This is a genomic window from Acinetobacter sp. ANC 3929 (assembly GCF_000369405.1).
In the GTDB taxonomy this organism is placed as follows: Bacteria; Pseudomonadota; Gammaproteobacteria; order Pseudomonadales; family Moraxellaceae; genus Acinetobacter.
The window spans coordinates 108,365-135,358 of the sequence record NZ_KB850002.1; the positions used below are offsets into that span (position 1 = coordinate 108,365).

Genomic DNA, 26,994 nt, shown 5'->3' on the forward strand with positions numbered 1-26,994 from the left:
GCATCAGTATTTGATTACTTAATCAAAGTAAACAGTTCATTAAACAATATTATTCTATGCACATCTGAGAGAGGAGTAGTTCTAATGAAAAAAATGATGATGATTGCTGGTGTCGGTTTAATGTCAACTACACTATTTGTGGGTTGCCAAAATGCGAGTCCAGAGAGTAAACGTATTGGTTCTGCTGCAATTGGTGGTGGTGCAGGTGGTGCGGTAGGTAAGCATGTTGGTGGTAATCTTGGTGCTGGTCTTGGTGCTGCAATTGGCGCGGGTGTTGCTGCAAATGCTAAAGGTTCAAATAGTAAAAATACACGTAATAGCGCAATCGGTGCGGGCTTAGGTGCCGTGATTGGTGGTGCTGTTTTAGGAGGTGACTCTGGTGCTGCTGTTGGTGGTGCGCTAGGTGGTAGTGCTGGTTCTGCTTATGGTGAGAAAAAAGGTAAGTACTAAGCCTGAATAGAAATCGCTCGATGGCTGATTATCTCTTTGAGCTTTAGCCATCGAACCGGTTCATTGAATAAAGTTGTATTTTCTCAGTAGGCATAAATGCATTCCTGAGAAAAGTTCCATAATAAAAACCTTATTTATAATCCAAATTTTAATTCATCCTAATTCTTTAAAGCACCCAGCGTTGAGCAAACTTATCTAGATCTTACTTATTTCATCTTCATCCAAATGTTTTTAAAAGCAGCCGCCTTTACAAAATATCAATCGATTGGGACAGTGTGATAACACAATGTGATCAAAATCCACATAAAAGAAGATTATGCTTTTTATTAGAAAGTATAGGAGTGAGTATAGTCATGAAAAAAACAATAGGTTTAGTTTCTACTTTGGTGTTATCTGCGGTAATGTTCACCGGCTGTCAAAATATGAGTGCCTCTGACCAGCGTATTGGTACAGCAGCCCTTGGCGGTGCTGTAGGTGGCGGTCTAGGTAACCATGTTGGTGGCGGATTAGGTGCGGGTGTAGGTGCTGCTGCCGGTGCTGGCGTGGGTGCCAATGCGAAAGGTGCAAATAGTAGCTCTACCACTAGTAGTGCCATTGGTGCTGGTATCGGTTCTGTCGTTGGTAAAGCAATCTTTGGTGGTGATTCAGGCGCTGCAATTGGTGGTGCAATCGGTGGTGGTGCTGGAGCCGCAATCCAAGAGAAAAAGAGATAATTTCTGATCATCAGCTTCAAAAATGCCTGCAAACGATTGCAGGCATTTTTATGTGAATTGTGTTAAGCACTAGCTTTGGGTTTTTTACGACGGATATAAAGAACTTTTTCAACTTCTGCGATTCGCGTTCCTGCATCATCAACAATATTCAATGTGTAATGGCGTAGAACTGGCTCATGGTTCTCAGCCAATTTCTTGATTTCAGTGATTTCACTTGCATTCAGCTGGATCTCTGCATAAACGGTATTCCGTCCTGGAGCAATAAAATTAATCGTGGCACTTTTGTCCCAGACAATATATTTGTGACCTAAATGATGAATCAGAATCAGCATATAAAAAGGGTCGACCATTGAATAAAGGCTACCGCCAAAATGTGTCCCGACAATATTGCGATTGCGTCTGGTTAGTGGCATTTTGACTCGAATGTAGTAATCATCCAGATCAATGCTTTCAATCTCGATTCCCGCGCCACGATAAGGTGAATAATGGTTGAGCATAAATTTCGATATCGCAGGAATGGTTCGAATTTTTTTGAAAAAGTCTTTCATGGTCAATTTTTTTTCTTGCAACTCTATTCATACTCCATAAGTATCATTTTTATTGCATCGCTGGCAATGGCTGTTTTATGAACAGCCGATAGAAAACAAAATGGGAAAGAATTATGCAAGCACAAGTAAAAACAGTAACGACGTCTGATCAGCAAACGCTTTGTGTCAAAACATGGGGTGAGGAGAAAAAAACACCTTTGGTTTTAGTACATGGCTATCCAGATAATCAGGAAGTGTGGGAGCCAATCATTGAAAAACTCGTTAATGATTACTATGTGGTGACTTATGATGTGCGTGGTGCAGGTCTATCTTCGATTCCTAAACGTATCAAAGATTATCGTTTGCCACGTTTGTCATTGGACCTTCAAGAAGTCGTTGATGCCGTGATCCCAGACCGTAATTTTCACATGGCAGCGCACGATTGGGGTTCTTTGCAATCTTGGGAGTCGGCGACTGAACCAAAATTAAAGGGCCGATTATTATCTTATACAACGATTTCAGGTCCTTGTTTAGATCATGCTTCTTTGTATCTGCGTGAAAAATTCAAATCTGCACCAAGCAATGTACTGAAAATGCTGACGAAATCTTGGTATATCGGAGCTTTCCATTTACCTTTAGTTGCGCCAACTGTGTGGACATTCTTTAGCCCTGAGAAATGGGGCAAGATTTTAAGTGGTTTGGAAAAGAAGAAAAATTTACCTTTAAATGCCAATATTGTGGCGGATGGTAAATACGGCATTAATTTGTATCGTGCCAATTTTATTCCTTCTTTAACTCAACCTCGCCAACGCTATGCACAATGTCCTGTACAAGCGATCGTATTACAGCGCGATGCTTTTGTGAGTACTGAGTACATTACTGAATCTATGCCAAAATGGGTGGAAAAATTTGAGTATGTTGAACTCGATGCCAACCACTGGGCGGTATTGAGCCAACCAGAAAAAATTGCTGAACTGATCCGTCAATTCGTGCAACGTCAAGCTGCTTAAGGCTTTAGTGGATTTATTAAGCTAAAAATCACTTAAGATTAGCGATAATACGGCGATATTTTCAGCTAGGTTTTCATGAATCTGCTAGAATATCGCCTTTTCTTTGCTCCTGAATTTGTTCATGAATGCTGTCGTAATTGCGATTGCCGTGATGTTTATCCTATCACTGGCACGAGTTTCTGTTGTTCTCACTTTGGTGATTTCAGCCATCATTGGAGGCTTGGTCGCTGGTCTAAGTCTTTCTCAAACTGTAGAAGCATTTAATGCTGGCTTAGGCGATGGTGCTGAAGTGGCGTTGGCTTATGCTGTATTAGGTGCATTTGCATTGGCACTTTCAAAGTCTGGATTACCCGATTTACTTGCCCATAAACTGATTGGTTTGTTAGGGATGGAAGCAGGTAAAAATCAGCAGAAAAAGGTGAAATATCTATTATTAACCATTCTACTGATCGCTGCTATTTTCTCTCAAAACCTGATTCCAGTGCATATTGCGTTTATTCCAGTATTGGTTCCACCTTTATTGAAAGTGATGAACCACTTGAAGCTAGATCGTCGAGCGGCAGCATGTGTGATGACTTTAGGTTTGGTCGGAACCTATATTTTTCTCCCTGTTGGCTTTGGTGCGATCTTCCTTGAACAGATTTTGATGGGCAATATCAACAAGATTGGCGCTGCTTATGGCTTGCATGTCGAGCGCGGCATGATGCCTATCGGTATGGCGATTCCAGTATTAGGGATGGTGATTGGTACACTGGTTGCGGTATTTATTAGCTATCGTAAGCCACGTATCTATGTTGATCGATCAATTACGCCAGTCAAAACGATTGATCTGGATAAGCCGCTGAAAGTCACCACGCAAGCAGAATATGATCTCAAAGCTGATGCTGAAGAGCTCAAACATGAAGCAGAGAATGTGCCTTATATCTCCAAGAAAACCATGTTCATGGCGGTGCTTGCGATCGGTTTAACGTTAGTTGCACAGCTGTATTCAGGTTCAATGATTCTCGGTGGTTTAGTTGGTTTTGCAGTGTTATCCGCGTCAGGTATTTTTAAATGGCAAGATGCTGATGACGTATTTGTACAAGGTATGCGTATGATGGCTTTGGTGGGCTTTATCATGATCTCTGCGGCAGGTTTTGCTTCAGTGATGACGCACACAGGCGATATTACTCATCTGGTCAATGGCGTAGTCCATATCATTGGCGATAACCATGCATTAGCTGCATTCCTGATGCTCTTTATCGGCTTATTCGTAACGATTGGTATTGGTTCATCATTCTCAAGTGTGCCTGTGCTGGCAGTGATTTACGTCCCTTTATGTGTACAGTTTGGTTTTTCACCGTTGGCAACCATCGCCTTAATTGGTACCGCTGCGGCACTAGGTGATGCGGGTTCACCTGCATCTGATTCGACCTTAGGACCGACAGCTGGTTTAGGTGTAGATGGTCAACATGATCACATTTGGGATACGGTTGTGCCAACTTTTATACATTTTAATATTCCTTTGCTTATTTTTGGCTGGATTGCCGCAATGGTTTTATAATAAAAATGGCTCGTTAAGAGCCATTTTTTATGCTTGTATATTTTTTAGAATTAAAATATAAAAATAATCAGTATTTGACATTTTTTGTCTCTTTTTTAATCTGGTTTTATAATATGATTTTAATATTAAGTTTTATATGATTATATTTTTAAATTCATCTAAATTGAATTTTTCTAAAAACTTTAATTGATATTTTAAAATATCTTATTCCGATAAAAATACTAGGTTTTATAGTAATTTAACTTGATTAAAATAGTCTGATTTAATGATTTTTACATATTTTAACAATTATATTTTATTAATATTCAATATATTACAAAATAGATTTAAAAGGTCGGAATTAATAAGTATTGCATAATGTAAAAACCCATGCTTATTATGTAGAACAAGAACATAAATTGTTAAAGAGGTTGTTTAAATGTTAAAGAAAGTATTGGTTGTTGCATTATTGGGGTTATCTTCAACTGCATTTGCAGGGGGCTTTCAAGTTAAAGTGGGAGCGAGTGTTATTAGTCCAACTGGAGATACGACTGTAGCACCTGGTGCAACGGTAAAAGGTGATAATGAATTTGCATTTACACCTTCGGTTGAATATTTCTTTGGTGAAACACCATTCTCAGCTGAAATTTTATTGGCGACGCCAATCAAGCATGATGTCTTATTAAACGGGGAAAAAGTTGCAAGTGTACGTCAACTTCCTCCGACGATTACTGCAAAGTATAACTTTAAAAACTCAACTCGCTTCACGCCATATATTGGTGTCGGTGGTACAGCATTCATCCCATGGCATGAAAAGGGTGTAGCGAAAGATGTAAAAGAAGCATTTGGTTTTGCCGGTCAGTTAGGCTTTAACTTCCAGCCAGCTGATGCGAAAAACTGGGGTGTTTATGTGGATGTGCGTTATGCTGACATTAGCCCAAAAGTAACCTTGGTCGATGGCACTAAATTTGATTTAGATCTCAACCCTGTGGTGTATACATTAGGTTATAGCTACAGATTCTAAGTCAGCGAAAGATTGAAGAACCTCACCTTGTGTGAGGTTTTTTATTTTTGCAATTTGAAATAAAACCGATACAGGCTTCAACACTTGAGTTTTGTATGCTGAGATATAAGCTTAAATAAAAGTGAATGGTCCATGATGAAAAAATTTATAAGTACAGCATTATTACTCACACCATTATTGTTTTTGTCTCAGGCTCAGGCAGCGAGTTTTTCTTGTAAAGCGGCGAAGCTAAAAGCTGAGCAACAGATCTGCAATGACCGCAGTTTAAACGATGCCGATGTAAAACTGGCGACCACCTACCAAATTATTCTGCACGCTTTACCAATGGGTGGGCGTGATGCAGAGAAAGATCAACAATTTAAATGGCTAAAACAGCGCAATTCCTGTGCTGCTAATAGCCCTTGTCTGAAGCGTGCCTATGCACAACGACAACAGCAACTTGATCAGCTGTTACAGACGCGTGTCTTGAGCCAAGGACCATTCTAATTTTCATTTTGTACAATTTTTAGCTGAAAAATAAAGCTGAAGGATTGAAAAATCCAAGATATGCACCATTCATAAATCATTCCAAAGATATAAGCACAGATAAGGAGTGATTTATGAGTGAGCAGGTCGCAAAAAATTATAGTTTCCAAGCTGAAGTTGCGCAGCTATTACATTTAGTGACGCATTCACTGTATTCGAATCCTGAAATTTTTCTACGTGAATTGATTTCAAATGCATCAGATGCTTGTGATAAGTTGCGTTTTGAAGGAATTAACCATCCTGAATATTATGAAAATGATCCAGATCTACGTGTTCGCGTTAGTTTAGATAAAGACAATAAAACCTTAACCATTTCAGATAATGGTATTGGCTTGAGTCAACAAGAAGCCATTGATAACTTAGGTACCATTGCCAAATCTGGTACCAAAGACTTTATGTCGAAATTGACAGGTGACCAAAAATCAGATGCCCAGTTAATTGGTCAGTTCGGCGTTGGCTTTTATTCAGGTTTTATTGTTGCCGATAAGATTACTGTTGAATCACGCCGTGCAGGTTTAGATACTGCTGAGGGCGTGCGTTGGATCAGTGGTGGTACGGGTGAGTTCGAAGTTCAAACGATTGAGAAAGCAACCCGTGGTACGGACATCATCTTGCATTTACGTGATGATGCACTCGACTATTTAGAGTCGTGGAAAGTTAAACAAATCATCAATAAATATTCTGACCACATCAGCTTGCCAATAGAAATGCAAAAAGAAGTGTGGCAAGAGGAAGAAGTCGCTGAAGGTGAAGAGCCTAAAGGCGGTCAAATGGTCAAGACTGATGAATGGGAAGCGATTAACTCTGCGAGTGCGTTATGGACACGTAACAAGAGTGAAATTAGTGATGAACAATACATCGAGTTCTATAAAAACCTAAGTCACGACTTTGCAGAGCCTTTGGCATGGGCACATAACCGAGTGGAAGGCAGTACCGAATATACTCAGTTACTTTATATCCCTAGTCAGGCCAAACAAGATCTATTTACCCGTGAAGCGAAAGCAGGTATCAAGCTATATGTAAAACGTGTATTCATCCTGGATGAAGCCGATAATCTGATTCCAAATTATTTACGCTTTGTTCAGGGCGTAGTGGACAGTGCAGATTTACCATTGAACGTCAGTCGTGAACTTTTACAAGAAAGCCGCGATGTGAAGACCATCCGTGAAGGTAATGCACGCCGTGTATTGACACTATTGGATGGTTTAGCAAAATCGGAAGATGAGAAAGATCAAGAGAAATTCAAAACCTTCTATACCGAATTTGGTTCAGTGTTGAAAGAAGGTCTGGGCGAAGACACGGGCAATCGTGACCGTATCTTGAAGTTATTGCGCTATGCAACTTCTAACAATGATGAAATCAGTACGACATTTGCCGACTATAAGGCACGTATGAAAGAAGGGCAGAAAGCGATTTATTACGTGACTGCGGATAATTTAACGGCTGCGAAAAACTCGCCACAACTTGAAGTGTTCAAGAAAAAGGGCATTGAAGTGTTGCTCATGGCGGATCGTGTGGATGAATGGGCAATGAATTTTGTCTTTGAGTTCGATGGTACGCCATTACAAAACGTATCTAAAGGCGCAGTGGATCTAGGTGATCTACAGGATGCCGAAGAGAAAAAGGCTCTAGAGCAAGCTGCTGAGCAGTTTAAGCCTGTGGTGGATCGCTTAACGACATCGTTAAAAGACAAAACCAAAGAAGTGCGGGTAACGACACGTTTGGTGGATTCACCAGCATGTTTAGTGACCAGCGAAGGTGAGCTTTCTCCACAACTCATCCGTATGCTGAAACAAGCAGGGCAGGCTGTGCCAGAAATCAAGCCAACTTTAGAGATCAACCCAGAACATCCATTGGTGAAAAAATTAGAAAGCTCTGCACAGTTTGATGATTTGGCCAATGTGATCTTTGATCAGGCGGTGATTGCTGAAGGTGGCTTACCAGAAGATCCTGCAGCCTATGTAAAACGTATCAATAGCTTGTTATTGCAATAAGTGATTTGACCAAAAAACCTCTGCTTCGGTAGAGGTTTTTTTATGTGTATGGATAACTTTAAAGTTATCCACAGTTGTGTTGATCTTTTGCTCAGAAGTGGGCTTCAAAGCTCATCTGGTAACTAAAGTGATTGTCCTGCTTATCCGCAGGAACATTTAAATAATTCAGATCATTTTGCATATACAGCCAGTTACGCCAAATGGGGCGTTTCCATGAAAAATATGGACCCCATTGATTGACACGTAGCTCTTTATTTTCATATTCCCCCTCACTGACGATGCCATAACTGAGATTATCCTTAGATAACAAATGCAGTTTCTGAAAGGTGCGATTGCGCCATGTATAGTCTTCATCTTGGGCTTTGGACAGATTGAATTGTGTCGATAGCAAGCTTTGCTGTTGAAACTTTTGCGTGAAATTGAAATGGGTTTCGATGTAGTTCTTACTGCTTGAGCCATAACGAAAGATTTGTGCAGTGTCTAGATTTAGTCCAGAAGGTAGCAGCCATTGTTTCTTGGCAAGAAACTGCACATAAATATCCGTATTGGAATTTGAACCTAAGTCCAGATTATTGCTAAATGGCAACCAACTCGAAATGGTGCTCCAACTGGCCGTGAGTGGGTTGATCGTACTTATGTTTTTATGAGTGGTGTGTTTACTATTTTTCCCCAGCTTTTTAAGTGCTTGAGGTTGTTGCGCGCGTAACCATAATGAGTCATCACCAAAAACTGCCATCAATTCCTGACTTAATTGTGCATCACTCAGTTGATCGGAAAGAGTTTCATGGGTGAGCTCACAAGTGAGTGTATGCCTAGATCGGAGTCTATGAGCATCAGCATTTTTATAAAATGACGTACGCGTAAAATGCCTGCTTGCAGGCAATAGCATTGGAAAGAACGGTGTCAGTAGCTCACCGAGGCAAAAATTGCCTACAATCAAGAAATACACGGCTAAAGCGTATTGTTGATACATGTTAAAGTGAAGAAAAATAAAAGAAAATAATAATAACAGTCGAAGCTTAAAAAATTATTGATAGTGCAAGGAATTTTAGCAATGAAAATGCCCAATCGAAATTGGGCACGATGACTTGGGATGTAAGTATTAGAATAAGGTCTCGAGTCGGACGAAAGTACTGACAAAATGATTACGGTCTTCGCGATGGTCATTAAAATAATTAAGATCGCCTTGTACATAGAACCATTCACGCCAAAGCGGTTGTCGCCATGATACAAAAGGCCCCCAGCTATTTAAGCGAAGTTGATCATTGTTGTAGTAGCCGCCCGTATAGATACCATAATTGAAGTTATTATGGGCAAAGAACTGATGCTGGCGGAAAGTACGGTTGTCCCAGAGTAAATCATCATCCTGTTTATCTGCATAGGTCAGGCTAAACTGATTAGAGATAAAGGGTTGATTTGGACGTGCATGGATTAACTCTAAATTGGTGCGTAGATAGTTTTCACTTTTACTGCCATAGCGATAGATTTGTTCTGCATTAAAGCGGAAATCATTGCGTAGGTCCCAGTGCTTCTCAGCTCTTAAACGGGCGTAAATATCACTGCCTGAACGAATACCAATATCCGCATCGGTTTCAAAAGGAAGTTTTTTGGAGAAATTTGACCAACGTAAGGCGAGGGAACCGTTACTGTCACGGGTTTGTCTGGAGTCGAATTTTTTATTTGGGTCTTGATTGGGTTGGTTATTGGTATTGGCGACATTATTTTTAAACTCATCATCGAGCGAGTCATCACCAAATACCACACTGACCTTTTTCTCTAAGGTCGGTAATTTAATTTTACCCCGAATACGAGGTTTAACTTCATAACCATCATATTCATTCCAATAGTTATCTAGCATTACCCGAATGGTTGCTGAGGCTGGGTTTTCAGGATCGACATCACCAAACCAATCATCAATCTTGACTGAGGTATTGTCAGCCCATTCTCGAATGCGACGCTGCTTTTTGTCAAACCAAGTTTTATCTTCTGTTTCCGCCGTTGGAGGAACTTTAGATTGATCCGATTGTTCAGGAAAAATAGTCGGTGTCGCATCGACCCAACGTGGAATATAGTCCAGTGCGTTTTCCGAAGTATTTGGTACCGTTGAATTTGCAGCATTGTTCTGCTGTTGATCCAGTGTTTGAGTATTAGTAGTTTCTGCCTTGGTCACACTGATCGTACCCATCGAAAGTGTTAACAAAGCAAAAAAGATACGTGTTGGTACCATATGCTGTAAATTGTTCATAATGAAGACTTATATATTGTTCTTATGTTAAATTTTGATGATTGAGGCCATAAAAGCAAGCACTAGACACAAAAAGCAGCAATTTAACCAAGTAAAAATGCTAGAAATCATAATGGTTTAGTGCGATACAGCTTCATTAACTGCTCCAAATCCTTTTGGAAAAATACAGCTAATCATTGAATTCCAGCATGAGACGGAGTGTTTGAAGAGTGTTCAGTTTAAGATGATTCTGGCAAGGCACTATTTTCTAAGGCCTGATAGAGATCATGGACAGAGATCGGTTGTGGTAAGCGGCTAATCACTTGACGAATCAATTGCCATGTATAGCCATCCGCTCGGTCTAATAACAGATAAGGATAAGCTTGGTCTTCATTGGATAATTTGACACGTTCTAATCCATGAATGACACGAATCTTTTGACGCTCTCTGAGTAAAATCACAGGCGTTAAAAAAGTTGCAGCAGTTTCATCAAAGGGGATGAATTTCTGAGTGTTGATAAATGATGCAGGAATATAAGGGTAAACACGTTGATCGCGTTGCCAAACGAGAGTGCCATTCATAATACATTCATTAAACAAGGTTTCATGCTGATGATAATGTTGTTTAAAATTATTCCAGCTGGTTTGATGAATGGAACTGGTTCGAGTATGCCGTTGATCGGTATAGGCTTGTAAAATAGTGGTTGCGTATTCAACGCTATGGGTTCCGACCAAGACCACATAATGTGAAAATTGGCCTTGTGCATACAACTGCTCAGCAATGAAAATCTGTGCTGATCCCCAAAGTGGCTGCGCTTCATTTTCGGCCTTGAGATACAGCCAGTCAATTTTGATATTTTGGTCAATTTCGTTATGTAGATCGACTCGATATAGTGATGGAAAGGTGCGTGGATCCAATCGCTCCAATTTGCAGAGTAAACCATCCAAATTAAAATCATTCAGGGTCAGCGGTTTTGCCTTATTGAGGTTTGCTGACGGACGTGTACCTGATCTAAAACTCGGTTTGACCCGTGTTGCTGCTGGAATAGTGGGAGTCACTTGTGCGGGTTGAATTTTTTCTTGAATAATCGCATTGAGTTGTGACTGAAATTTGGCAGTTTCTTCTTTAAGAATAGATAGGCTGTCTTTACTTGTTGTTTGTTGTACGTTCGCAGCTTGGATAGGTTCTAAGACAGGGATCAGGTTTTGTAATTGATGATCTGTTTTAACATATTCGCTAGCGTGCTCTTGTAGCCATAACAAGGCATCTTGCGCGGAGTTCAACCAAGGGCTTTTCAGGAAGGATAGCGCAGGACGGATGACCCAAACTTGCCAATGCTGTGCTTGACGTAATGCAGCCCAGCCCATATCAGCCGAAGCAAATAATGCATTTTCCACACGGCCCATAAAGTTATAAGTTCCACGATAGGTCATCGCATAGCCATAATGGGCCAAATCATCGCTAGAAAACTCTTCATTGAGAATAAATTCTTTAAAGGGTGTCAGTTGATCCTGAAAATTAGGATCATCACAAGATGCACAGATGTCTTTGATACGTTGTTTTGATTTAGCAATTTCAAAAAGTGATGTTTTATCATCATTAAGCCCGTTGACGAGAGTTTTAAGCTCATCAACCAAGAGTGCTTTCTCTAATACGTCCATCTATTGTTTCCTTAGAGATAGGCTTGAGCCTGTTTTAAATTATGAATAAGGACAAAGTGACAGCAGCTTCTAACAGTTTTTAATCGGTTATAGTTGATAAAGTATGCTGTTTTACGCTTGTGACAAACGATTTGCGATATTGAGGTATGTTTACATTCTAGTCACAAAAGATTGTCACTTTATGACGATTATAGAAGAAAAAGAGGCAAAATCTATAGTGGAGCAGTTAGTAGAAAATCTCATTTGTATCGCTCAAATCGAGATATGGATCATGGTTTCTTATTGAAAATAAAAACATTTTAAAATATTGAATCGAGGAACTAGATCATAAGATAAAACTTTATCTATAAATTTATGCGTGAATTGTGATCACTTTCACATATGTCTTGATGAAAAGCTCAGCAAATGAAAATATGTCATGATTGAAATAATCATGACTGTCGATAAATGGTATTTATTCAAAGATAAAATACTGAAATAAAAGACAATTGATGATAAAAAAGACCGCCTCAATATGTATTGAAGCGGTCTTTCTGATCAATCTAAATTAAGGTTTAATTTCACACTGATCATCATTACATTGAGCTGCATCGGTTTGCTCAATTTCTTCAGTTGATTCTGACTGCGCTTGTTGCATCGCCTGTAAGAAGATCTCACGCGGTTGAGCACCTGAAAGTGCAAGTTTTTGATCAAAGACAAAGAAAGGAACGCCAGTCACTTTCAATTGTTCGTGAGCAATTTGTTCATCGTGATGAACAAAATCAGCGAGTTCATTGGTATCTAGCACATACTCAACTTCAGCATTATCTAGACCAATCCGTGAGGCAATTTCTTCCACTACTTCACGTTCGCCAATTGCCAAACCTTCTGTCATATAAGCATGGAAAAAAGCTTCTTTCGCTTCATTGCCCAAGCCTTTGCTTTGTGCAAGGTGAATAATACGATGTGCATTGAAGCTATTACCTGAATTGGCTTTTTGCCATTGGAAGTCGATGCCTTCTGCTGCAGCCATGGCAGCAACATTACGCTCCATCTCTTCCATTTCCGCATAACTACGGCCGTATTTTTGCGCTAAACGTTCAGTATTTGAGGTCTCATGTTTAGCAGGAGCATTTGGGTCTAGTTCAAAGCTATGCCAGTGAATGTCTAGTTCAATACCAGCTTCTTCAGCCACATGTTCAAGACGTTTTTTACCAATATAACAAAACGGACAGACCACATCTGACCAAATATCTACACGCATGGTGGATCTCTTCAATTCTCGTTAAACAGATAATAGGGGCGAATGTATAGAATTTAAAGCGATGAAAATGTAATGCTCCGTTACGATAAGTGAAATAAAAAGGTATATAACCGCATGTGTTTTATCGATTAAACTCAGATTAACAACATAAAAAATATAATTATATTTGGAGGCACTATGCGCCGTTTTTTATTATTTATTACAGTTATCATGCTTTGTATCGGTTCTTTCTTCTTTTATCAACAGACTTTGAAACAACGTGCCATCAATAATCAGCAAATGTTTGAAGTGGTGATGGCTGAGAAAATGCGAACACTTTATGATCAGGCACAAGACTGGTCTACACCTGTGCAATTGGATATTCATGATGATCGTTTGGCGGGCGATTATAAGTTGATGTCCGAGTTTCTACTCAGTTATTGGATGCAGAATGTAGAAGCGCGTAATCGCTATTTACGTGAACTTAAAGCAGCCAATTGGGATACTTTCTTAGATGTTGAACGTTTAGACCAAGACCGCAAGCAAAATTATCAACAGACTGAGCAGATGTTTATAAATGTGCGTAAAGCATCAGCTGAGTATGAGCAAGCACGGCAACAGATTCAGACCAGTTCTATGCAGCAGGCAAAAAGTTTGGCAATTCATAATGAAATGAGAAACTCACTCCAAGCAAAATTAGAACATAATCTGAAAGTGGATAAAGCGCATGATATTTTCCCGATTGAGCAGCAGATTATCGAAAAGGCACAGGCGATGTTTGATATGCTGAAAAAATATTCGTGGCAAAGAAAGGATAAAACGATTCTGTTTGCTGAAACAACACAGGTGAAAAAGTTTAATGCGCTGTATCAAGATGTCTTAAAGCTAAATGCCAAGATGGAAAAAATTAAGAAAAATAATGCCGAAGTTTTAGAGGATGAGCTGTAACAGAGATTGATAACGCGCAGATATTGCATGGTTAGCACAGGTAGAAGTCGAACAAGATGAATCTATGGCAGTTATTTCATAAAGTTAAGCCGTTTGTACTTCCTTATAAGTGGTTGGTTGCGGTGACGCTAGTACTAACCTTAATTGGTGCCTTAACCGCTCAGGTGAATGCGCTAACCCTGCAATATGCTGTCGATCAGATCAATGCTGTGGTTGAATCAGGGCAGGGTCTAAATGCAGGCTTGCATATCCTGATCACCATCAGTGTGATTTTATTGAGCAAAGAAGTGCTCAATATTTTCATTCAGTTTGGGCAGAAGTTCTTCGGCGAAAAATTAAGGATTCTGATCTCACAGGATGTGGCTCAGTCGATCATCGTGAAATTTCTACAGTATCGGCTGGCGTTCTTTACACAGGATGATAATCAGGCAGGAAAGTTACAAACCCGTATTGATCGTGGTATTGGCTCGATTACCCGGCTGGTACAAATCTTCTTTATTGATATTTTTCCGTTATTTAGCAGTGCAATTATTGCTCTGTGTTTGATGTTTTATGCCAATTTCTGGATTGGTTTAGTGGCTTTAAGTATTGTGCCAATTTATTTTTGGATTACCTTCAAACAGGCACAGAAACTGAGTGGCACGCGACGTAATTTACGAGATGGGCGGGAACGTAAAAGTCAGGGCACCTTGAGTATTATTCAGTCGATTACCGTAATTAAATCATTTAACCGTGAACAGATTGAGGCCGAAAAACAGCTCAGCTTACAAAAACAATTGACCCAAGATCAGATGCATACTCGCCAACTCAGTTTTTTGTTCGATGGACTTAAAACCTTTATTGAACAGATTGGGGTGGTGTTTATCATTATTTTAACCGCCTATTTCGTTTTGGTGGGGGATATGAGTATTGGCATGATCATGTTTCATATCTTGTTGTTCAATAATGTCTCTGCACCGATTCGTTCCTTACATCGTATCTATGATGAAGTGAATGATGCCATGATTTATGCAGAAAGTTTTTTCAAAATTTTAGAAGCAGATGATGAAATTGAAACTTCTGGAGAACTAAAACCTCAGCCACTAACAGGTAGGTTTGAACTAAAGCAGGTGAATTTTTTCTATCCAAATGGCTATCATGCACTGAAAGATATTAATTTAACCATTCAGCCGAATAAGATTACCGCGCTGGTTGGCTTGTCGGGCGCAGGTAAATCAACCTTAATCAGCCTACTGGATAAATTTTATTTGCCTCAGTCGGGAGATATTCTACTCAATGGAACGTCATTGACCGAGATCGATACTCAATATCTACGCGATCATATTGGTTTAGTACTGCAAAAAAATCATATCTTTCAGGGGACGATTGAGGAAAATATCCGTTACGGCAAGATGGATGCGACACAGGATGAGATTATCCTTGCAGCAAAAAAAGCGTCTATCCATGATCAGATTCTCAAGTTACCTTTGGCCTATCAGTCTGATGCCTTGTTACTTTCGGGTGGACAACAACAACGGATTGCGATTGCACGCATGTTTCTGAAAAACCCACCGATTATCTTTCTGGATGAACCGACTGCCAGTTTGGATGCAATTGCAACCGAGCAAATCAAACATAGTCTGGATGAGATTAAGCAGGGACGCACCGTAATTATCATCTCACATAGTCTTTCGCAAATTATTGATGCGGATTACACCTATGTCATGGAAGACGGCATGATTGTGGAGCATGGTGAACATCATCAACTCTATCAGCAACAAGGGACGTATAAGAACATCTTTGATGCGATGGCCAAGAGCTTAAATATCGAAAAAATTTCCAAGACCTTTGAAGGCGATGATGAAGAGGAAACGCATAGTTAGTCACTTCATCATCTTGTTAGAAAAGTCTTTTTATAGATTAATCAAAAATCTTGTCCGCAGCTTGAAAAGGGAGGCTGACGACATCAATTGCGACTGCAAAAGGTAGCAAAACCAGTTTTTCTAAGGGATTCAAGCCCGATTTGGATGTATAACTTTCTTCTTTGTTGGTATAGATGGTGACTTGATAAGATTTGCTTAGCGCCTTTAATGAGCTGAGATTGTTGGCTGCTGGATAGACCACGCCTGCCAATTTAATGTCAAAACAGAAGCGTTGCGCTTGCATACGCTCATCACTTGAAGACGAACATTCTTTTGCGCCATTTTCAATAAAAAACTCAAGGTCTTTCTTGCTTAGATCTTCTTTCAATTTCACATAAGAAAGTGGCAAAGTACCCGAAAAATGACCATCATTTTTTTCTGAATAGAAATTGAGATCACGGGTGATTTGAATATTTTTAGGATCAAGTTTACTGATCAGGGTGACGAACTGAGTCCCGCCTTGGGTCAGGATATAGCTTTTCTGTTGGCCTGCAATCACGATGCTGTCTTTAGGCAAGTTTGTAGCATTTTGCGCAGGTCGGCCAAAAGCGACGACATTGTCTTCAACCAAAGTTACTTTTGTAGTTCGAGTATAACTTCGATTGTCTTTCTTGATCAGGGTTGAGGTGGCACAGCCTGTAATAACTATGCTCGACAACGTGATAGCGAACGTCGTTTTTATTATATCCTTCATCTTTATGATCCTAAGTGTTTGATTCAACTGTACCATGATCTAAAAAAGATTTTAACAAGTCATGCGATTGTTGTAGTTTGCTTAATTGTCCATCCACTTGTCTAAGTTCATTTTCTAGTTTCGACAGTACAACTGAACATAGACTAAAGCGGCGATCTGCTAAATCAAAACATGGTAATAGCACTTGGATGTCTTTTAGGTTCATGCCTGCATCATTAAGTATTTTAATTTTATGAATATCTTCAATATTTTTTTGACTGTAATCTCGGTAGTTATTTGCACTCCGTTTGGGTTGTACCAGTCCTAGATTCTCATAATAACGCAACATACGAGGGCTGACTTGAGTCAATTCGGCAACTTTTGCAAGATTCATAAATACGACTTGACTCTGACATTAGTGTCATAGTTTAGCATAGCTTTTAAGCAATATAACTGCGGTCGATTTGAATGAAAAAATTGGTTGATTTGATTGGATTATGCTGTATTTCAATGTTGGGATATACGGCTCAGCAAGAAGTTCCACAACGACATATTTATATTGTGCCTGGCTATGGTGCTACAGTAAATGACCATTGGTTTGAGTCCGTTCAAAGGCAGATACAGGATACCCATACGCAGGTAACGATTTTATCTTTACCAAATCCGATGCAGCCAGATGTAGAGAAGTGGCAACAAATTTTGGGACAGAATATTAATGTGATAGATAAAAATACTTACTTTGTCGCCCATAGTTTAGGGGGGATCACGTTATTAAATTTTCTATCTAAGTGGAACCCCTCACAGGTTGGAGGTATTGTGCTGGTATCGGGTTTTATTGAAACTTTACCGGCTTTGCCACAACTCAATTCTTATATTCTAAACAGTCAAAATCTTAAATTTAATTTTCAGAATGTTGTACATAAACACCTGTTTATTTCTGACAATGATGCTTATGTTCCACCCGAACTGAGTCTGAAATTAGCAAAAAAATTTAAGATACCTTGTACCGTTGTTGCTAAAGCAGGTCATTTCTTAGCAGAGGATGGTTATAGTGAGTTTCCACAATTAGTTCTGTATTTAAAGGAAATATTGGCACATTAGAAATTTATATAATGGTTTGTGTTTTGTTTTCCGATTATGGAATGGAGCTAATGGCTCAAATTTAATTGATCTTAGCTTTAAACTTTGAGTGATATTTACCGTTTATCTGACCCATACTGAATCAAACATCACTTTGTTGTAGCCTATTAAATAGACACTTTTATTTAACTCAATCTTCTTATGGATGAGGGATGTTTGGAGCAAGAGATGAATTTTCTAAAACGATCCGTCCTGATCACTGCATTGGCTTTTACAGGTGTGCCGGTAGCCTATGCAGATGAAGCAGCAGTTACTTCATTACCGACCATTCGCGTCATGGCTGAATCTGAATTGCGTGAAGAAGTGGGATTTGTACCTTATCAGGAAGATAAGCAAGTGCGCCAAGCACTGCAGCATCGTGTCTATAAAATTCACAATGACATGCAGAATGCAGGCGTAAGTGAAAGTCCACTGGTCGTGAATTACCAACCTACAGCAGCACAGCCGGATTTGTCTCAATTTTCACCAGTGTTACAGCAATATATTTTAGCGGTTGCTTCTGGTTTACAGTCTTCTGACCCAACCAATGGCCTATTTAAAATCCTAGAGCCACTTAATATTAATCGTAATAGTGTTGATGGGATTCGGGATGGAACAATTAAAGTTAATGTTGATGATATTTTGAGATTACAACAACAGTATAGAGATGCACTCAATGGTTCTCAAAATAATTTGATTCCACGTTAGTCTTTCTATCTTCTTACTTAAACTAAAAATCCCCGCATTTAGCGGGGATTTTTTTATCTCAGTGTCGATTAAACACGTTCGATAATGGTCGCGATACCTTGACCAAGACCGATACACATGGTCGCAAGACCGATTTGTGTATCTTGTTGTTCCATCACGTTCAACAATGTTGTTGTGATACGCGCACCAGAACAGCCCAATGGGTGACCCAATGCAATCGCACCACCATTCAAGTTGATGATGTCTTGCTTGTCATAAACGCCCAAACCTTTCATCACTGATAAGCCTTGAGCCGCAAATGCTTCGTTCAATTCGATAGTCTGGATATCCGCCATCGTTAAACCAGCACGTTTAAGCGCTTTTTGAGTTGCAGGTACTGGACCATAACCCATGATTGCAGCATCACAACCTGCAATTGCCATTGAACGAATCACGGCACGTGGTTTTAAACCCAATGCTTGAGCACGTTCAGCAGACATAAGCAACATTGCAGATGCGCCGTCAGAAAGAGCAGAAGAAGTTGCTGCTGTTACTGAACCACCTTTAGGATCAAAAACTGGTTTCAATGCTTTGAACGCTTCAAGGTTGGCATCAGCACGAATCACTTCGTCGATGTCGCAAAGGATTTTGAAGCCGTTTGCATCATGACCTTCAACACCCACGATTTCGTTTTTGAAACGACCTTCTTGAGTTGCAGCCCACGCACGACGGTGAGATTCAACACCGAATGCATCCTGCTCTTCACGAGAGATACCATTCATGCGACCTAACATTTCAGCGGTTAAGCCCATCATGTTAGATGCTTTCGCATAGTGTTTAGATGCTTCTGGGTTAAGGTCGATGCCGTGCATCATACCAACGTGGCCCATATGCTCTACACCACCGATGATGAATACATCACCTTGGTTGGTTGCAATCTGTGCAGCAGCCGTGTGGATTGCTTGCATAGAAGAACCACAAAGACGGTTTACTGTTTGGCCGCCAGCAGTTTTTGGAATGTCAGCCAATAAACCAATGTTACGAGCAATGTTCATACCTTGCTCTAAAGTTTGGTTGACACAGCCCCAGATTACATCTTCAACTTCGTTAGTATCAAACTGGTTACGAGCAACAAGTGCACGTACTAATTCAGCAGATAAACTGTCGGCACGTACATTGCGGAACATACCGTTACGTGATTTGCCCATGGCAGAACGAACGCCATCAACAATCACAACGTCACGTGGATTTAAAGTAGCCATTCACGTCGCTCCTTAACCGTAGAATTTTGTGTTGTTAGCAGCCATGTCACGCAACATTTGTGGCGCTTCATAAGCCTTACCTAAGTGTGCATATTTGTCGCAAAGCGCAACGTATTCAGCAACACCTGTTTGGTCGATGTAACGGCATGGACCACCACGGAATGGAGGGAAACCTACACCCATGATCATCGCCATATCTGCTTCAGAAGCAGTTGCAACGATGTTGTCTTCTAAGCAACGAACTGTTTCGTTACAGAAAGCAAGCATCATACGGTCAATAATTTCTTGGCTATCAAACTCGCGTTTTTCGCCAGTAACGAACGGTGCAATGATGTCGTATGCTGTTGGATCAACAGTTTTCGCTTTCTTACCTTTCTTGTCTAACACGTATTTGTAGAAACCAACGTCATTCTTTTGACCAAGACGTTTTGCTTCATACATCGCTTCGATCGAACCTTTGTAGTCTGGCTTCATACGGTCAGGGAAACCTTCTGCCATCACTTCTGCGCCATGAACACCTGTATCGATACCAACAACATCGATCAAGTATGCAGGACCCATAGGCCAGCCAAATTTCGCCATTACGTTGTCCACTTGTTGGAAATCCGCACCATCTTTCACAAGAAGGTCGAATGCACCAAAGTAAGGGAACAATACGCGGTTAACCAAGAAACCTGGGCAGTCGTTGACAACGATTGGTGTTTTACCCATTTTTTGAGCAAGTACCACAGTTGTTGCGATTGCTTCTTCAGAAGTCTTTTCACCACGGATGACTTCAACCAGCGGCATCATGTGTACTGGGTTGAAGAAGTGCATACCAACGAAGTTTTCAGGACGTTGTAATGCTTTCGCCAAACGAGTAATTGAAATCGTAGAGGTGTTAGATGCAATGATCGTGTTTTCACGAACATGTTTTTCAGTATCAGCAAGAACGATTTCTTTTACTTTTGGATTTTCAGTCACGGCTTCGATCACGATATCCACTTCTTTAAACTCGTCATAGCTTAAAGTTGGACGGATGCGAGCAAGTGTTTCACCCATTTGTGCAGGTTTCATTTTCTTACGTTCAACTTGCTTGGTCAGTAAGCCATTTGCTTCTGTCATACCCAATGCAAGTTGTGGGTTACCAATGTCTTTCATGATGATTGGTGTGCCTTTGCTTGCCGCTTGGTAAGCAATACCACCACCCATGATACCAGCACCTAATACAGCTGCTTGGTTAACAGGATGAGCACCTTTCTCATATTTTTTGGCAGTTTTCTTCACCACTTGGTCATTGATGAATAAACCAATCAATGCACCCGCTTGTGGTGTAATTGCCGCTTTAGCAAAACCTTGTGCTTCAGCTTTTAATGCGTCATCACGGGTTAAGCTTGCACCTGCTTGTAAAGAATCAAGCAATAGCTTTGGAGCAGGGTATTGTGCAGGATTTGCTTTCGCAAGGACCGCACCTTTCGCTGTATTGAACGCCATCATTTGTTCAAGCGGGTTCAATTTAATCGCATCTAATTTTTCTTGACGCTTTGCTTTCCAGTTCAAACGACCAGCAAGTGCCTGTTTAACTAAATCAACAGCAGCTTCTTGAAGTTTGTCCGCAGCAACAACCGCATCTACCGCGCCATCTTTTAATGCAGCAGCTGGTTTTTTAGGGTTCGCCATTGCCATCCATTCAACGGCATTGTCGATACCAATTACACGGCTTAAACGTACGCTACCACCAAAACCAGGATAGATACCGAGTTTAATTTCTGGTAAGCCAACTTGCGCTTGTTCTGACATTACACGATAGTCACACACCAAGCACATTTCAAAACCACCACCAAGCGCTGTACCATTGATGGCAGCAACTTTAGGTAGATCTAAATCTTCAAAGCTGTTGAAGACATCATGTACAGGCATAAGCCAATCAACAATCGCTTGCTCACCCGCAGCGAAATTATCGCCAAACTCAGTGATATCAGCACCAACGATGAAAGTTGATTTGCCAGAGGTAACTACTAAGCCTTTAATATCGTTATTGGCTTTCACTGCAGCAATCGCTGCTTGGAAGTCTTCGATGGTTGCACGGTTAAATTTATTAACCGACTCACCTTGTAAGTCAAAGCGGAATTCTGCAATTCCGTCCGCAAGCATTTGGACGGTAATGGCATTGCCAGCGTGGATCATGCCTGATCTCCCTTGTTGTGGAGGATTCTGAGTGGATGTCATAAAGCGTGTGTGCGCTTAAGCACACAAAAAAGCTTCGCTAATCTTACGATAACTATATCCAAAAAGGACATAACAAGTTGTATCAAGCCGTGACGCTAGGGTCATCAATTTATTGTAATCATGGACTTGAACTGCTAAAACATAAATAAAAATAAATTTTTCGATGGAAATGGAGTGGTTACTCATTGATTGTGATCGAGAATTCAAAATCTGCTGTTGCTCAGGTTAAATAAAGCAAATTGGTATTTACATCAATAAATTTGTTAGAATAATAGGCTTATTTTTGAGTGCGATTTTGAAATTTGGTTATCAAACTGGCATTTGGTTTTCAGCTAAGAAGATAGAGTAATCTATGATTAAGTGGATCATATTAGCAATTTTTATTATTTCCGCGTTGTATATTCAGCGCCGTGGGAAAGTAAAACATTCGTTTTACCGTCAATTTTTTGACCATTCTACGATTCTCGCACCCATTAACTTTTTAATGTACATGTTTTCCAAAGTGCCGAATCAACCGTATATCGACACCCAGCATTTTCAGGACTTAAAAGTTCTGGATGAAAATTGGGAAATGATTCGTGATGAAGCAAAAGCCTTGTATGACAAAGGTGGGATTAAAGCATCGAGTAGTTATGATGACTTAGGCTTTAACTCATTCTTTAAAACAGGCTGGAAACGTTTCTATCTGAAATGGTACGACTCTGCACATCCATCAGCTGCGGAGCTTTGTCCAAAAACAACAGCATTGCTCAAGACTTTGCCAACGATTAAAGCTGCAATGTTTACTGAGCTGGCACCAGATAGCCGTTTGGTTCGTCACCGTGACCCATATGCAGGTTCATTACGCTACCATTTAGGTTTAATCACACCGAATGATGATCGTTGTTTTATCGATGTCGATGGCGAGCGTTATTCTTGGCGTGATGGTGAAAGTGTCGTGTTTGATGAAACTTATATCCATTATGCGGAAAACACGACAGACCAAAACCGTATTATTTTCTTCGCAGATGTAGAGCGCCCATTAAAGACTCGCTTTATGGAGAAGTTTAATCACTGGTTTGGTAAAAGTGTGATGACGGCTGCGAGTTCACCTAATGAAGCGGGTGACCAAACAGGCGGGTTAAATAAAGCCTTTGGTTATATTTACCAAATCCGTATTAAGGCCAAAGCACTCAAAGCGTCGAATCGCTCACTATATTACTTCTTGAAGTGGTTCATCATGCTTGGTTTGTTTTTCCTTATTTTTATTCGCCCTTATGTGTTTTAAGTTCGAATAATGTGGACGCCCGAAAGGGCGTTTTTTTATGGGATTTGGCTTAGAATGTTTTTTAGTTCACAACAATTCACTTTGAAAATCCATGCAAACTTTTCGTTCTAAAATTGATTGGTGGTTCTGGGGTGTAGTGATTGCAACGACAGGTTTGTTAATGCAATTTTTATGGACGATGTATGTTAAAGGCACCATGCAGGAGTATCCTGAACATGCTGCCCTATATTTTCTGACGATCGCTATATTATAGTGGCCAATTCTAAATACGCGCTATATCGTTACAGAACAGCGCTTAGTGATTCGTTCGATGTTATTTAAGTGGCAGATCAATAAGTCAGACATTATCAAAATATCGGAAAGTTATAACCTGATTTCATCTCCTGCCTTATCTTTGGATCGGTTGCGAATTGATTATCAAAAAGAAGGGATAGCAAGTCATATTTTGATTTCACCTAAAGATAAAGAAACGTTTTGCAAGGCCTTAAATCAGACCCTTTCGAAGCATTAAGTCATTTATAAGCTTAGCTCTTACACGATATCCACATTTAAAACTTGAAAAAAATTAAGCAAGCATCACATCATGTGGTGTCAATAGAGAGAATAGGCACATCGTGAACCCAAACGCTCGAGAACATATTGAAAAAATACTTGCTCACATGACTCAGTTACCTGGCGTTTATAAAATGCTCGGTAAGGATGGAGAGTTGCTGTATGTGGGCAAAGCTAAAAATTTAAAAAATCGTGTATCGAGCTATTTTGTTAAAACCATTGAGCATCCTAAAACACAGGCCTTAGTTTCACGTATTTATGATATTGAAAGCTTGGTGGTGCGTTCCGAAACTGAAGCCTTATTACTCGAACAGAATCTGATTAAGCTGCATCGTCCCACGTATAACATCATGTTGCGCGACGATAAATCTTATGTCTATATTTTTGTCTCATCAGATAAGCCTTATCCGCGTATTGCCAGTGGACGAGGGAAAGGCAAGCATCAAATTGGTAAGTTTTTTGGGCCCTATCCAAGTGCCTACAGTGCACGTGATACGCTCTTAGTCTTACAAAAATTGTTTAATGTCCGCCAATGTGAAAATAGCTATTTTTCACAAAGAAAACGTCCGTGTCTGCAATATCAGATCAAACGTTGTACCGCACCGTGCGTGGGCTTGATCAGTCCAGAAGAGTATAAAGAGGATGTTGATAACTCTATTCGTTTCCTGCAGGGCGATACCAAAGAGCTGAATCAAGAGCTGATTGGAAAAATGGAGCAGGCGGCTGAAGCACTGGAATTTGAAAAAGCTGTTTTCTATCGCGATCGCTTGGGCTTGCTGCGTGAAGTTCAGGCACAACAAGCTGTTTTTAAAATCAAAGGTGAAGCCGATATTCTGGCAATTGCCTACCAAGCAGGGGTGACGTGCGTCCAAATTATGTATGTACGTAATGGGCGAATGTTAGGTGGAAAAAGCTATTTCCCAGATATGTTGAGCGATGATTTGGGGCAGATGCTCAGTGATTTTATCGCAAACTTTTATTTCCAAGTGGCGGATGAGATTCCGACAGAGTTGATTGTCAATGTGGATGTGCCTGACAAGTTGCAACTGGAAGAGGCATTACAGCAAACCTTTAATAAAAAAGTCCAGATCAAGCATAAAGTGCGTGAGACTCGTGCGGAGTGGTTAGAGTTGGCACAAATGAATGTGCAACATGCCATTAAAGGCAAACTCAGTAACCATCTGGAACTCAATGAGCGTTTTCATCAGCTTGAACAGATAGTAGGGCGTCCAATTGATCGGATCGAATGTTTTGATATTAGTCATACCATGGGCGAAGCGCCGATTGCATCCTGTGTGGTCTTTGATCAAGGCGGGGCAAGAAAGCGCGATTATCGTCAATTTGCCATTCAGGATATTACTGGCGGCGATGATTATGCTGCAATGCGACAAGCCCTGACTCGTCGTTATAAAAAGAATATGTTGCCTGACCTGCTATTGATTGATGGTGGTAAAGGACAATTGCATATGGCGATGGAGGTGATGCAGGAACTGGAGCTGGATGCATTTATGATCGGGGTTTCCAAAGGTGAAGGGCGTAAGCCTGGTTTGGAAACGCTACATTTTACCGATGGCACCAAGATTCAACTTCCGGAAGATCATAAAGCGTTACACCTCATTCAACAGGTACGGGATGAAGCGCATCGTTTTGCAATTACCAAGCACCGAGCCAAGCGGGATAAACGTCGGAGCAGCTCCGTATTAGAAGCCATTCCTGGCTTAGGACCGAAACGTAGACGAGATCTTTTGACACATTTTGGTGGGATACAAGGCGTGCTCAGAGCATCGGAAAAAGAGTTAATGCTTGTTCCTGGTTTAGGAGAGGTGATGGCGAGAACGATTTATAAAATCTTGCATGAGTAATTTGACCGATTGACCAAAACTTTCCAATACTGTTGTATCAAAGATCATTCACAAATGACTAAAAACATTCAAAGATAGGGATGTTTTGAGGATCAAGGAAAAACAATGTCATTGCTTCCGTTATATCAGCAAGTTGAACAACAGGAATGGATTGATATTCCAGCGGGTTGGCTACAAGGTCGTACGGTGTTTGGTGGTTTGGTTGCAGGATTATTGATCCAGAAAGCCCTTCATGCTGTTGATGATGCAGCAAAACAATTACTCAGCTGTAATATCACTTTTGTCGGACCAGTACAGGAAGGGAGAGCAAGACTCAGTGCTGAAATATTACGTGAAGGGAAATCTGTTACCACACTGGAAGTCAGACTATGGCAGGATGATGCTGTTCAAAGTACTTTAATTGCCAGTTTTGGTACACAACGTGATTCTCGTATTCATGTACAGAATTTGCCGCAAGTCCCAGATTATCCAACACCTGAGCAACTTGATAAGACCTTCTATCTTGAAGGTTTAATGCCTGAGTGTTTACAGCAATTTGAACTTTGCTGGGCAGAGGGCAGTTATCCGATGGCAGGCAGTAAAGTGCCAGACTTTGGTGGATGGAGTCGCTTTGCACCCAATTTCCATCCGAATCGTGATATGCAACTAGCAGATTTATTTGTGTTGATGGATGTGTGGCCGCCGGGTGTTTTGCCAATGTTTAAGACTCCAGCTCCTGCAAGTTCACTCACGTGGCAGATTACCTATCTAAATCCGATTTCGGATCAGGTTCAGGATTGGTTTAAATATAAAGTTGTGACCGAATATGCAGAACATGGTTATTCAACTGAATATGCGTATGTTTGGGATCGTAAAAACCAGTTAATTGCGGTGCTTAGACAGACAGTTGTGGTTTTTGCCTAGTCGACACTACGGTGCATTTCGTATAAAGTTGCTGACACATGAATACAATCTCAGCACATCCTTTGTGCAGTATGCATATTTGATGCGAACAACATGGCGGTGTTTATGAGCACAGGGCAGATCCTGAACATTCCTAATATTCTAACTTTGGCACGTATTGCCTTTATCCCTGTATTTTTGGTGATCGCTTATTGGCCACCAGCAATTGGGATTGCTGAGCATCATGGGGGAATGATGCGCCATATGGTACTGACTGCAATATTTATTATTGCCGCAGTAACCGATTGGTTTGATGGCTATTTGGCGAGAACTTTAAACCAGACGTCTGCTTTTGGTCGCTTTCTTGACCCCGTTGCGGACAAGTTAATGGTGGCCGCAGCATTGATTGTATTGGTGCAATGGCAGCCGACCATTTCAATGGCTTTCGCTGCGATTGTGATTATTTCTCGTGAAATTACCGTTTCTGCATTGCGTGAGTGGATGGCTGAATTGGGTGCTCGTACAAATGTGGCAGTCTCGACCGTTGGGAAATATAAAACAGCTTTTCAAATGATTGCCATTAGTGTGTTCTTGTTAAACTGGAAGCCTTTGGAAATTTGGGCTTATGCATTGCTTTACGCTGCGGTAATACTCACGCTCTGGTCGATGTTTATTTATCTTAAAGCCGCTTGGCCGTACTTAAAACAACCCTGATAGCTCCATATATTTGACGGAAAAGGCCTTCTATTGAGAGGGCTTTT

24 protein-coding genes and 1 pseudogene are annotated in these 26,994 nt (G+C 40.5%); 16 read left to right on the forward strand and 9 right to left on the reverse strand.

Features of this window, described 5'->3' with window-relative positions:
- Positions 1-84 precede the first annotated feature (84 nt).
- Positions 85-450 (forward strand): hypothetical protein, encoded by a 366-nt coding sequence (locus tag F909_RS01010; protein ID WP_004774021.1) that lies wholly within the window; start codon positions 85-87, stop codon positions 448-450.
- A 353-nt stretch (positions 451-803) separates the two neighbouring features.
- Positions 804-1,163: a YMGG-like glycine zipper-containing protein gene (locus F909_RS01005; RefSeq protein ID WP_004774022.1), complete on the forward strand. Its 360-nt coding sequence runs from the start codon at positions 804-806 to the stop codon at positions 1,161-1,163.
- A gap of 62 nt (positions 1,164-1,225) precedes the next feature.
- Here F909_RS01005 and F909_RS01000 read toward each other — a convergent pair whose 3' ends face one another.
- Positions 1,226-1,711, reverse strand: coding sequence for a DUF4442 domain-containing protein (locus F909_RS01000; protein ID WP_005154814.1), 486 nt, complete (start codon positions 1,709-1,711; stop codon positions 1,226-1,228).
- Between the two features lie 113 nt (positions 1,712-1,824).
- Here F909_RS01000 and F909_RS00995 point away from each other — a divergent pair, with 113 nt between their 5' ends.
- The 5 genes from F909_RS00995 to htpG all read left to right on the forward strand — a co-directional run bounded on the left by F909_RS00995 (position 1,825) and on the right by htpG (position 7,765).
- A complete protein-coding gene (locus tag F909_RS00995; protein WP_005154815.1) occupies positions 1,825-2,700 on the forward strand; it encodes an alpha/beta fold hydrolase in 876 nt (291 codons plus the stop codon).
- A 121-nt stretch (positions 2,701-2,821) separates the two neighbouring features.
- Positions 2,822-4,243, forward strand: a complete 1,422-nt coding sequence (locus F909_RS00990; RefSeq protein ID WP_005154818.1) for a Na+/H+ antiporter family protein — start codon at positions 2,822-2,824, stop codon at positions 4,241-4,243.
- A 418-nt stretch (positions 4,244-4,661) separates the two neighbouring features.
- Positions 4,662-5,246, forward strand: a complete 585-nt coding sequence (locus F909_RS00985; protein WP_005154823.1) for an OmpW/AlkL family protein — start codon at positions 4,662-4,664, stop codon at positions 5,244-5,246.
- A gap of 132 nt (positions 5,247-5,378) precedes the next feature.
- Positions 5,379-5,732, forward strand: a complete 354-nt coding sequence (locus F909_RS00980; protein ID WP_005154828.1) for a lysozyme inhibitor LprI family protein — start codon at positions 5,379-5,381, stop codon at positions 5,730-5,732.
- A 113-nt stretch (positions 5,733-5,845) separates the two neighbouring features.
- Entirely contained in the window at positions 5,846-7,765 is a 1,920-nt protein-coding gene (htpG, locus tag F909_RS00975) for a molecular chaperone HtpG (RefSeq protein WP_005154837.1), read from the forward strand.
- Positions 7,766-7,856: 91 nt separating this feature from the next.
- On the opposite strand, the gene F909_RS00970 is transcribed toward htpG, so the two are convergent.
- From F909_RS00970 to F909_RS00955, 4 genes are all read right to left on the reverse strand, one after another.
- A complete protein-coding gene (locus tag F909_RS00970) occupies positions 7,857-8,738 on the reverse strand; it encodes a hypothetical protein (RefSeq protein WP_005154839.1) in 882 nt (293 codons plus the stop codon).
- 129 nt (positions 8,739-8,867) lie between these two features.
- Positions 8,868-10,010 (reverse strand): hypothetical protein, encoded by a 1,143-nt coding sequence (locus tag F909_RS00965; RefSeq protein ID WP_005154841.1) that lies wholly within the window; start codon positions 10,008-10,010, stop codon positions 8,868-8,870.
- Positions 10,011-10,228: 218 nt separating this feature from the next.
- Positions 10,229-11,650, reverse strand: a complete 1,422-nt coding sequence (locus tag F909_RS00960) for a hypothetical protein (RefSeq protein WP_005154843.1) — start codon at positions 11,648-11,650, stop codon at positions 10,229-10,231.
- A 547-nt stretch (positions 11,651-12,197) separates the two neighbouring features.
- The gene (locus tag F909_RS00955) at positions 12,198-12,893 is read right to left on the reverse strand and encodes a DsbA family oxidoreductase (protein ID WP_005154845.1); all 696 of its coding nucleotides are present in this window, start codon (positions 12,891-12,893) and stop codon (positions 12,198-12,200) included.
- A gap of 177 nt (positions 12,894-13,070) precedes the next feature.
- On the opposite strand from F909_RS00955, the gene F909_RS00950 reads away from it, so the two are divergent.
- Positions 13,071-13,820, forward strand: coding sequence for a hypothetical protein (locus F909_RS00950; RefSeq protein ID WP_005154846.1), 750 nt, complete (start codon positions 13,071-13,073; stop codon positions 13,818-13,820).
- A 56-nt stretch (positions 13,821-13,876) separates the two neighbouring features.
- The gene (locus tag F909_RS00945) at positions 13,877-15,682 is read left to right on the forward strand and encodes an ABC transporter ATP-binding protein (RefSeq protein ID WP_005154847.1); all 1,806 of its coding nucleotides are present in this window, start codon (positions 13,877-13,879) and stop codon (positions 15,680-15,682) included.
- Positions 15,683-15,719: 37 nt separating this feature from the next.
- Here F909_RS00945 and F909_RS00940 read toward each other — a convergent pair whose 3' ends face one another.
- Both F909_RS00940 and F909_RS00935 read right to left on the reverse strand, forming a co-directional pair.
- Positions 15,720-16,415, reverse strand: a complete 696-nt coding sequence (locus tag F909_RS00940) for a YidX family protein (RefSeq protein WP_005154850.1) — start codon at positions 16,413-16,415, stop codon at positions 15,720-15,722.
- Between the two features lie 10 nt (positions 16,416-16,425).
- On the reverse strand, positions 16,426-16,788 hold the full coding sequence (locus F909_RS00935; RefSeq protein WP_005154851.1) for a MerR family transcriptional regulator: 363 nt from the start codon (positions 16,786-16,788) through the stop codon (positions 16,426-16,428).
- A gap of 74 nt (positions 16,789-16,862) precedes the next feature.
- Here F909_RS00935 and F909_RS00930 point away from each other — a divergent pair, with 74 nt between their 5' ends.
- Both F909_RS00930 and F909_RS00925 read left to right on the forward strand, forming a co-directional pair.
- Positions 16,863-17,495 carry an RBBP9/YdeN family alpha/beta hydrolase gene (locus F909_RS00930; RefSeq protein WP_005154853.1) on the forward strand — a complete coding sequence of 211 codons (633 nt, stop codon included), beginning with the start codon at positions 16,863-16,865 and terminating at the stop codon, positions 17,493-17,495.
- 207 nt (positions 17,496-17,702) lie between these two features.
- Positions 17,703-18,221, forward strand: a complete 519-nt coding sequence (locus F909_RS00925; protein ID WP_005154854.1) for a hypothetical protein — start codon at positions 17,703-17,705, stop codon at positions 18,219-18,221.
- Positions 18,222-18,289: 68 nt separating this feature from the next.
- Here the strand turns inward: F909_RS00925 and fadA are convergent, their stop codons facing one another.
- Positions 18,290-19,462: an acetyl-CoA C-acyltransferase FadA gene (gene fadA, locus F909_RS00920; protein WP_004802276.1), complete on the reverse strand. Its 1,173-nt coding sequence runs from the start codon at positions 19,460-19,462 to the stop codon at positions 18,290-18,292.
- A gap of 12 nt (positions 19,463-19,474) precedes the next feature.
- Entirely contained in the window at positions 19,475-21,628 is a 2,154-nt protein-coding gene (fadB, locus tag F909_RS00915; RefSeq protein ID WP_005154855.1) for a fatty acid oxidation complex subunit alpha FadB, read from the reverse strand.
- A 394-nt stretch (positions 21,629-22,022) separates the two neighbouring features.
- Between fadB and lpxO the strand changes: the two genes are divergently transcribed.
- The 5 genes and pseudogenes from lpxO to pgsA all read left to right on the forward strand — a co-directional run bounded on the left by lpxO (position 22,023) and on the right by pgsA (position 26,947).
- On the forward strand, positions 22,023-22,937 hold the full coding sequence (lpxO, locus tag F909_RS00910) for a lipid A hydroxylase LpxO (protein ID WP_005154856.1): 915 nt from the start codon (positions 22,023-22,025) through the stop codon (positions 22,935-22,937).
- Positions 22,938-23,028: 91 nt separating this feature from the next.
- Positions 23,029-23,448, forward strand: a pseudogene (locus F909_RS0120480) (PH domain-containing protein).
- A gap of 103 nt (positions 23,449-23,551) precedes the next feature.
- Positions 23,552-25,351: an excinuclease ABC subunit UvrC gene (uvrC, locus tag F909_RS00905; protein WP_005154863.1), complete on the forward strand. Its 1,800-nt coding sequence runs from the start codon at positions 23,552-23,554 to the stop codon at positions 25,349-25,351.
- Between the two features lie 105 nt (positions 25,352-25,456).
- Positions 25,457-26,254: a thioesterase family protein gene (locus F909_RS00900; RefSeq protein WP_005154864.1), complete on the forward strand. Its 798-nt coding sequence runs from the start codon at positions 25,457-25,459 to the stop codon at positions 26,252-26,254.
- Positions 26,255-26,359: 105 nt separating this feature from the next.
- Positions 26,360-26,947, forward strand: coding sequence for a CDP-diacylglycerol--glycerol-3-phosphate 3-phosphatidyltransferase (pgsA, locus tag F909_RS00895; protein ID WP_005154866.1), 588 nt, complete (start codon positions 26,360-26,362; stop codon positions 26,945-26,947).
- Positions 26,948-26,994 lie beyond the last annotated feature (47 nt).

Bases quoted from the DNA above. Each gene is read 5' to 3' on its own strand.
- F909_RS01010 (WP_004774021.1), top strand. From the start codon at position 85: ATGAAAAAAATGATGATGATTGCTGGTGTCGGTTTAATGTCAACTACA.
- F909_RS01000 (WP_005154814.1), bottom strand. From the start codon at position 1,711: ATGAAAGACTTTTTCAAAAAAATTCGAACCATTCCTGCGATATCGAAA.
- F909_RS00980 (WP_005154828.1), top strand. From the start codon at position 5,379: ATGATGAAAAAATTTATAAGTACAGCATTATTACTCACACCATTATTG.
- F909_RS00960 (WP_005154843.1), bottom strand. From the start codon at position 11,650: ATGGACGTATTAGAGAAAGCACTCTTGGTTGATGAGCTTAAAACTCTC.
- F909_RS00950 (WP_005154846.1), top strand. From the start codon at position 13,071: ATGCGCCGTTTTTTATTATTTATTACAGTTATCATGCTTTGTATCGGT.
- lpxO (WP_005154856.1), top strand. From the start codon at position 22,023: ATGATTAAGTGGATCATATTAGCAATTTTTATTATTTCCGCGTTGTAT.
- fadB (WP_005154855.1), bottom strand. From the start codon at position 21,628: ATGATCCACGCTGGCAATGCCATTACCGTCCAAATGCTTGCGGACGGA.
- F909_RS00945 (WP_005154847.1), top strand. From the start codon at position 13,877: ATGAATCTATGGCAGTTATTTCATAAAGTTAAGCCGTTTGTACTTCCT.
- pgsA (WP_005154866.1), top strand. From the start codon at position 26,360: ATGAGCACAGGGCAGATCCTGAACATTCCTAATATTCTAACTTTGGCA.
- F909_RS00940 (WP_005154850.1), bottom strand. From the start codon at position 16,415: ATGAAGGATATAATAAAAACGACGTTCGCTATCACGTTGTCGAGCATA.
- F909_RS00955 (WP_005154845.1), bottom strand. From the start codon at position 12,893: ATGCGTGTAGATATTTGGTCAGATGTGGTCTGTCCGTTTTGTTATATT.
- fadA (WP_004802276.1), bottom strand. From the start codon at position 19,462: ATGGCTACTTTAAATCCACGTGACGTTGTGATTGTTGATGGCGTTCGT.
- F909_RS00985 (WP_005154823.1), top strand. From the start codon at position 4,662: ATGTTAAAGAAAGTATTGGTTGTTGCATTATTGGGGTTATCTTCAACT.
- F909_RS00995 (WP_005154815.1), top strand. From the start codon at position 1,825: ATGCAAGCACAAGTAAAAACAGTAACGACGTCTGATCAGCAAACGCTT.
- F909_RS01005 (WP_004774022.1), top strand. From the start codon at position 804: ATGAAAAAAACAATAGGTTTAGTTTCTACTTTGGTGTTATCTGCGGTA.
- F909_RS00930 (WP_005154853.1), top strand. From the start codon at position 16,863: ATGAAAAAATTGGTTGATTTGATTGGATTATGCTGTATTTCAATGTTG.
- F909_RS00900 (WP_005154864.1), top strand. From the start codon at position 25,457: ATGTCATTGCTTCCGTTATATCAGCAAGTTGAACAACAGGAATGGATT.
- F909_RS00990 (WP_005154818.1), top strand. From the start codon at position 2,822: ATGAATGCTGTCGTAATTGCGATTGCCGTGATGTTTATCCTATCACTG.
- F909_RS00925 (WP_005154854.1), top strand. From the start codon at position 17,703: ATGAATTTTCTAAAACGATCCGTCCTGATCACTGCATTGGCTTTTACA.
- F909_RS00935 (WP_005154851.1), bottom strand. From the start codon at position 16,788: ATGAATCTTGCAAAAGTTGCCGAATTGACTCAAGTCAGCCCTCGTATG.
- F909_RS00970 (WP_005154839.1), bottom strand. From the start codon at position 8,738: ATGTATCAACAATACGCTTTAGCCGTGTATTTCTTGATTGTAGGCAAT.
- htpG (WP_005154837.1), top strand. From the start codon at position 5,846: ATGAGTGAGCAGGTCGCAAAAAATTATAGTTTCCAAGCTGAAGTTGCG.
- F909_RS00965 (WP_005154841.1), bottom strand. From the start codon at position 10,010: ATGAACAATTTACAGCATATGGTACCAACACGTATCTTTTTTGCTTTG.